Annotated in this window: 8 protein-coding genes; 6 read left to right on the top strand and 2 right to left on the bottom strand. The window is 66.5% G+C overall.

The features are described 5' to 3' along the window. Positions 1-177 precede the first annotated feature (177 nt). Positions 178-783 (bottom strand): TetR/AcrR family transcriptional regulator, encoded by a 606-nt coding sequence (locus tag P3H15_RS52770; protein ID WP_072948050.1) that lies wholly within the window; start codon positions 781-783, stop codon positions 178-180. A 204-nt stretch (positions 784-987) separates the two neighbouring features. Here P3H15_RS52770 and P3H15_RS52765 point away from each other — a divergent pair, with 204 nt between their 5' ends. The 5 genes from P3H15_RS52765 (at position 988) to P3H15_RS52745 (ending at position 4601) form a co-directional block, all read left to right on the top strand. Next, positions 988-1467, top strand: a complete 480-nt coding sequence (locus P3H15_RS52765; protein ID WP_276144621.1) for a nuclear transport factor 2 family protein — start codon at positions 988-990, stop codon at positions 1465-1467. Then, on the top strand, positions 1464-1811 hold the full coding sequence (locus P3H15_RS52760) for a DUF485 domain-containing protein (RefSeq protein WP_276144620.1): 348 nt from the start codon (positions 1464-1466) through the stop codon (positions 1809-1811). Before P3H15_RS52765 ends, P3H15_RS52760 begins: the two co-directional genes overlap by 4 nt. Beyond that, positions 1808-3412, top strand: a complete 1605-nt coding sequence (locus tag P3H15_RS52755; RefSeq protein WP_276144619.1) for a cation acetate symporter — start codon at positions 1808-1810, stop codon at positions 3410-3412. Before P3H15_RS52760 ends, P3H15_RS52755 begins: the two co-directional genes overlap by 4 nt. Before the next feature lie 113 nt (positions 3413-3525). Further along, on the top strand, positions 3526-3849 hold the full coding sequence (locus P3H15_RS52750) for a putative quinol monooxygenase (RefSeq protein WP_276144618.1): 324 nt from the start codon (positions 3526-3528) through the stop codon (positions 3847-3849). Positions 3850-3902: 53 nt separating this feature from the next. Further along, complete coding sequence (locus P3H15_RS52745; protein ID WP_276144617.1) at positions 3903-4601, top strand: HAD family hydrolase; 699 nt, start codon at positions 3903-3905, stop codon at positions 4599-4601. A 32-nt stretch (positions 4602-4633) separates the two neighbouring features. On the opposite strand, the gene P3H15_RS52740 is transcribed toward P3H15_RS52745, so the two are convergent. Further along, positions 4634-5716: a diacylglycerol kinase gene (locus P3H15_RS52740; protein WP_276144616.1), complete on the bottom strand. Its 1083-nt coding sequence runs from the start codon at positions 5714-5716 to the stop codon at positions 4634-4636. A gap of 104 nt (positions 5717-5820) precedes the next feature. On the opposite strand from P3H15_RS52740, the gene P3H15_RS52735 reads away from it, so the two are divergent. Continuing rightward, positions 5821-6705 carry an aminoglycoside phosphotransferase family protein gene (locus P3H15_RS52735; protein ID WP_276144615.1) on the top strand — a complete coding sequence of 295 codons (885 nt, stop codon included), beginning with the start codon at positions 5821-5823 and terminating at the stop codon, positions 6703-6705. Positions 6706-6753 lie beyond the last annotated feature (48 nt).

Here is a 6753-nt window from a genome sequence, read left to right as displayed (position 1 = left end):
GTACCGCGGTGAATCTGTCCGCGGCTGCGACGGCCGATGCGTCATGGATACTCCTCCACTCGAACTACGGGGCGCGTGAAACGGGGAACTCGTGGTTCCGCACTCGGATCACATTAACGCTTGTTCACCCAGTAGAGCACGCCCAGGAGCACACCGTCAATGCCGAACCTGCCTGAATCAGGCGGGGCGGTACCCCACCAGGTTGAGCGCGTAGACGCCGTACGAATCCGCTACCGCCTGCGCGGACAGCGGGCCGTCCGGCCGGTACCAGAGCGCGATGCCTGCACACATGGTCAGTACGGCGGTCACCGCCTGATGGACGTGCGGGACATCGAAGTCACCGCCCGCTACCCCCGCCTCGGCGATGGTGACGAACAGGTGCTCCTGGGCGTCGCGCGAGCCCACCACCCGTTTGCGATCGACCTCGTCGAGATATCGCAGTTCGGTGTTGGCCACCAGGCACGCACGCTGGTTGCGTGCGGTGTACAGCGAATGCGCGACCACCGCGGCCGTCCACTGCTCAGCGGGCGCGGCACCCGCCTTGCGCAGGGCGTTCCGGGTGGCGGTGAACTGCTCGTCACTGGCCGCGCGCAGGATCTCGACGAGAAGTTCGTCCTTGTTGTCGAAGTGGTTGTAGACGTTGGCGGCGCTGCACCCGGCGCGTTTGGCGATGGTGCGCATGGTCGCGGCGTGGAAGCCGGCGGTGTAGAACTCCTCCAGCGCTGCGTCCAGAATCCGCTGCCTGACGTGGGGAATCACCGCACTGCTTGACCGAGTGTTCATCCCTCGGAGAGTAGAGGCACCGCGCTGGGCGAAGCAACGATCCAGCCGGAAATCGCAGTTCAGCAACCCTCGGAGGGAGGGAATCGCGTGAACGACGCTCGGCCTTGACCCGCGACACAACGTCGATTATGGTCCCCATCACATGAACGGTCGTTAATGACCGCCTCGCACATTCCGCACATCGCACCGTGGAGGTATGCCGCCTTGAGCACCCTCGAAGAACGAATTGGCCGCCTGGAAGACCTGGAGGCCATCCGATACCTCGATGCGCAGTACTGCCGCCATCTCGACGACGGCAACTGGGACGCCCTGATGGACCTGTTCACCGACGACGGCGAATTCGACGGGCTGTCCAACCCGAAGGGCAAGAGCGAGATGCGGGAGTTCTTCGCCGGACTCGCCCCCGGTGGGCTCACCGCGTTCTGGCACTTCATCACCAACCTGGAGATCGACCTCGACGGCGACCGCGCCACCGTCCGCTCGTTCCTGTGGCAGCCGTGCGTGACCGACGGCACCGCCTCGATCGCCGCCGGCCGCTACACGGACGAGGCCGTCAAGGTCGACGGTCGCTGGTTGTATCGCGTCAAGCAGGTGCGTTTCCACTACTTCGGGCCGCTGGCCGAGGGCTGGGACGAGAACCGGTTCGCCCTGGATTCGGCGCGCCGCGCGGCGGTGAACGCATGACCACCGAGTCGCCCACCATCACACCGAGAGCATGGTCGCCGATCCTCGCGCTACCGGAGTTCGTCGAGCTGCGGCGTCGCCGCCGGACCGTCACCACCGCACTCGGCCTGATCGCCATCGCGATGTTCGCGGGCTTCCTCGCCGGATTCGCCTACTTCCCCGAGTTCCTCGGCGACAACACGGCATTCGGCATTCCGCTGTCGCTGTGGGTGGTGTTCTCCCAGTTCGCCGGCACCTGGGTGCTGGTGTACGCGTACTTCCGACTCTCCCGCACCTACATCCAACCCGCCGCCGATGCCGCCGTCCTCGCCATCGCACAACGTGATCAGGAGCTTGCGTCATGACCGGCGACGCCGATTTCCTCGCCATCGGCATCTGTGCCGCCGTCATCTCCCTCACCCTGTGGGTGACGTTCGCCGCGTCGCGCCGAAGCCGCAGCGCCACCGGATTCTTCGCCGCGGGCCGCTCGATCACCGGGTGGCAGAACGGTTTCGCGATCGCCGGTGAGTTCATCTCCGCGGGCAGTTTCCTCGGGACCACGGGATTGATCTTCTACAAGGGCGTCGACGGTGCCGTCATTCTCTGCACGTCGGTGGTCTCGTTCCTCCCCGTCCTCTTCCTCCTCGCCGAGAAGATGCGGAACGTCGGAAAGTTCACTCTCGCCGACGTTCTGGTGTTCCGGACCGGCGCACGACGGGTCCGGGTGGTGGTCGCGCTCAGCACCATCGTCACCGGCACGTTCGTGCTGCTCGCCCAACTCGTGGCGGCGGGCGTCCTTCTCGAGTCGGTCTCGGGAATTCCGTTCGGCCTGTCCGTCGTGGTGGCCGGTTCGCTCATGGGCATCTACGTCTTCGTCGGCGGCATGCTCGCGACCACGTGGGTTCAGGTGATCAAGTCGTCCATACTGTCGATCCTGGCGGTCGTGGTGTGCCTGGGGATTCTGGCGAAGTTCGGTTTCAGCGTCCCCGGCATGCTCGGGGCGGCCACGTCGAACGCCGCCGCCGGAGACGCAATCCTCTCGCCGGGTCTGATCTTCGGGCAGACCGGAGCGATCAACCTGATCTCGTACTCCCTGGCGTTCGCTCTCGGCACGGCTGGCATGGCGCACATCCTCATTCGCTTCTTCACCGTCCCCGAGGCCGCGACCGCGCGAAAGTCGCTCGGCTGGACCGTCGCGCTGTGCAGCGTCTTCTACCTGATCGTCATCGTGATGGGCTTCGGCACCGCAGCGATCCTCGGCCCGGACGGGGCGGATCGCGTCGGCGCAGGCGGCAATCTCGCGGCACCCACACTGGTCACGGAACTCGGCGGCGGTGTCGGCACCATCGGCGGATCGATCGCGCTGGCCATGGTGGCGGCCGTGGCATTCGCGAGCATCGTCGCCGTCGTCGCGGGCGTCGTGATCTCGGCCGCGGGAACGTTCGCCCACGACGTCTGGCCCACGCTCACCCGCCGGAAGTCCGACGACGTCGACCAGCAGACGGCGGATGCCCGTGAAGCGAAGATCGCGCGGTACGCCGCGGTCGCGTTCAGCGTCATCGCAATCGGCCTCACCATGGCGATCGGCGACAGCACCAACATCACCTACTTCATGGGAATGGCCTTCATGGTCGCGGGCAGTGCGCACCTGCCGAGCCTGCTGCTCAGCCTGGGCTGGCGGCGATTCAACAGCACCGGCGCCATCTGGGGCATCTCGGTGGGACTGACGTCCACCGTGGTCAGCCTGATGTTCACGGAGGCGCTCTGGCTGGGCAGTGGACCGGCGCCGTTGACCATTCAGCTGCCGGTGATCATCACGATGCCGCTCGGGTTGGCCGCGGCCGTGATCGGCTCGCTCGCCGGCGAACGCCGCTACGGACGGTCAGCGGACCGGGACGAGAAGTTCGCCGAAATGCTGGTCCGTGCCGAAACCGGCATCGGCGCAGAACTCGCCGAAACGCACTAGATTTCACGCTCGCCCGATGCCCTCGCCGACACGGCGGGGGCATCGGCTCGCGGCCCCTCACGGCGACGCGCGCGTAGGATTCTCCGGGGGACAACTCGAGAAGTGAGGCAGCCGTGATCTTCATCGTCGTCAACTTCACCGTCAAACCGGACCACGCGGACGGCTGGCTCGACCTGGTGCAGCCGTTCACGGAGGCGACCCGCAACGAACCGGGCAACCTGTGGTTCTACTGGTCGCGCGCCGTGGAGGATCCGAACCTGTACGTCCTCGTCGAAGCGTTCCGCGACGACGACGCCGCCGTCGCCCACGTGCAGAGTGAGCATTTCCAGAACGCGCTGCGCGAACTGAAGCCAGCCCTCGCCCAGACTCCGCGGATCATCAACACCAAGATCGACGGCACCGAATGGTCCCTGATGGGTGAGCTCGACATCGGCTGACCCCGTCCGGCTTCACCCTGAAGCCGCGCGCAGCGCGCGTTAGCCTGGACGACGTGGCTTCCGATCTCACCGAATTCGACGCAGTGATCTTCGACTTCTCCGGCACCCTGTTCCGGCTGGAGGAGGACGACAGCTGGATGGCCGACCTCACCGACCACGAGGGTGAACCGTTCGACCTCCACCAGCAGGCCGAATTGATGCGGCGCATGACCGCACCGGTCGGTCAGACCGTCGAGATGGACGCCGCCGAGCACCACGCGTGGACCAACCGCGACCTCGACCCACGGTTCCACCGGCAGGCGTACCTGGACGTGCTGCGCAAGTCGGGGGTCGCGCACGAGGACCAGGCGGTCGGGCTGTACGAGCGGCTGATCGACCCGGGATGCTGGAGCCCGTATCCCGACACCGCGGACGTGCTCGCGTCGCTGAAAGACCGTGGGATCAAGGTCGCGGTGCTGAGCAACATCGCGTTCGACATCCGGCCCGCATTCGCTGATCTGGGCGTCGAGCATCTCGTCGACGCGTTCGTGCTGTCGTTCGAGGTGGGCGCGATCAAACCGAACCTGAAAATCTTCGAGCACGCCCTCGCCGCACTCGGTTCCGAGCCCGGACGCACCCTGATGATCGGCGACAGCGAGGAAGCCGACGGCGCCGCCCGCAACGTGGGCTGCGCGTTCGCGCTCGTCGAACCCGTCCCCCTCGCGGAGCGCCCGGACGGTCTCCGAGATGCGCTGAGTGCCTTCGGCCTGTGAGTACTTGTTAACCGCCGGCGGTTAACAAGTACTCACGGGTGCGGAGCGCACAAACCGCGACCGGTGACGAGTGGCAGGTCGAGCACGGTCACCAGCCCCGGCTTCGCCTCGACCACCGCGTGCACCGAATTCACCAGGCGCATCGCGGTGACGATCATCCCCGACACGTTGTGGTCGCCGTGCTCGCCGTGGTGGTTGAATTCGACGGTCATCGTCGGTTCGCCCGTGATGTCGATGCGGTAGCACCCGTCGCCGCGGGTGGGTTTCGGCCAGTCCGGTTGCTGGTCGGGGTGGGTGCGGGTGACGTGCTCGAGGACCACGCGCGGCACCCCGTCGACGGTGCCGACGACTTCGAACCGCACCGCCGCCACCGTTCCCTTCGCGATGTGGCATGACAGGATGTCCAGGTCTTCCTCGGCGGGAATCCGTTCGAACTTCTCGACCAGCGGTTCGTCGAGGGTGAGGTCCAGTCCCGCGGCGATCTGGCGGACGACGCTCCCCCACGCCAGCGACAGCACGCCCGGATGGAACAGCATCGGCGTCTCCTCGACGGGTTTGCCGAAGCCGAAGATCTCGTTCATCACCACCGGCTGGTAGTAGGTGGAGTAGTCGGCGATCTCGGAGCAGCGCACCTCGTCGATCCGCTGCGACAGGCTCGTCATGGCCAGCGGGAGAACGTCGTTCGCGAACCCCGGGTCGATACCGTTCACGTGGAGACTCGCACCTCCCCGCTCGCCGGCGCTGCGGATGCGGTCGACGAGTTCGTCGGGGACCACCCCGATCGGGTACTGCAACAGAACCGGACCCGAAGACACGACGTTGATGCCGGCCTCGAGGAAGGAGATCAGGTCCTCGATGGCGTCGAAGATGCGGTCGTCCGTCATCGCGGTGTGCACGATGCAGTCCGGCTTCAAAGCGAGGAGTGCCGCCTTGTTGTCGGTCGCCGTCACCCCGAGGTCCCTTCCGAGGCCCGCCAGTTCGCCGGCGTCCTTCCCGACCTTCTGCGGGTCAGACACCCACACGCCGACCAGTTCGAGGTCGTCGCGGGCGTCGATGCCGGCGATGGCGTGACGCCCGACCGTACCGGTTGACCATTCGACGACGCGGTAGCTCACGGTTCTCTCCTCGTTCCAGAAGCAGCACCCCTCCCGCGAATGTAACAGGTTCTAGTTTGCGCTGGTGTGCGATTGCAGAACAGTTCGCGAGGCACAATGCGGGTGTGCCGGATCTCGAGCTGCCGACGAATCTCGTGCGAGAGATGGCCGAGTTCGACGGCCCAGACGCGCCGCGCCAAACGTGGCTGGCCGACCTCCCTGCCGTCGTCGAAACGGTGAGTCGGGAGTGGTCACTGGACGTCGGCCGCCCGTTCCAACCCGGCGGCGTGACGTCCTGGACGGCGCCGGCACACACAACCGCCGGCGAACGCGTGGCGTTGAAGATCGGCTGGCGACACGACGAGGCGCTGCACGAGGCGGACGGACTCGCGGCGTGGAACGGTCGCGGCGCCGTCCGACTTCTCGACCACCGCGTGCTCGACCACACCACGGCGCTACTCCTCGAATCCTGCGAACCCGGCACCCCGCTGTCCGACGTCCGGCCGCCCGAGGAACAGGACGTCGTGATTGCCGGGTTGCTGCGCGGGCTGTGGATCGAACCAGCCGCCGACAACCCGTTCCGCCCGCTTGCCGGCATGTGCGACGTGTGGGCCGACGAGTTCGAGGAGAAACTCGCCCGCGCACCGCGCCTGGATCCGGGTCTCGCGCGAACCGGCATGGAACTGTTCCGCGAACTACCGCGGACGGCAACGCAGTCGCGGCTGCTGTGCACGGACCTTCACCCCGACAACGTGCTGTCCGCCGCGCGTGAGCCGTGGCTGATGATCGATCCCAAACCGTATGTCGGGGATCCGACGTACGACGTGCTGCAGCACATGCTCGACCATGTCGACCGCCTCGTCGCCGACCCCGTCGGATTCTCGAACCGGATGGCCGGCCTGCTCGACCTCGACCGCGAGCGGCTACACCTGTGGCTGTTCGCACGCTGCGTGGAGGGTTCGATCGACGAGCCGCGGCTCTCCCGCGTCGCCGCCATGCTTCGCCCGTGAGTACTTGTTAACCGCCCGCGGTAGTTGTCAACCTGTCTGAGACAGGTT

The organism is Rhodococcus sp. T2V (assembly GCF_029269925.1).
In the GTDB taxonomy this organism is placed as follows: Bacteria; Actinomycetota; Actinomycetes; order Mycobacteriales; family Mycobacteriaceae; genus Rhodococcus_F; species Rhodococcus_F koreensis.
This window is presented reverse-complemented; position numbering and strand designations above follow the sequence as displayed.

Coding starts and splice junctions, on each gene's coding strand:
- P3H15_RS52770 (WP_072948050.1), bottom strand. CDS start 783: ATGAACACTCGGTCAAGCAGTGCGGTGATTCCCCACGTCAGGCAGCGG.
- P3H15_RS52760 (WP_276144620.1), top strand. CDS start 1,464: ATGACCACCGAGTCGCCCACCATCACACCGAGAGCATGGTCGCCGATC.
- P3H15_RS52755 (WP_276144619.1), top strand. CDS start 1,808: ATGACCGGCGACGCCGATTTCCTCGCCATCGGCATCTGTGCCGCCGTC.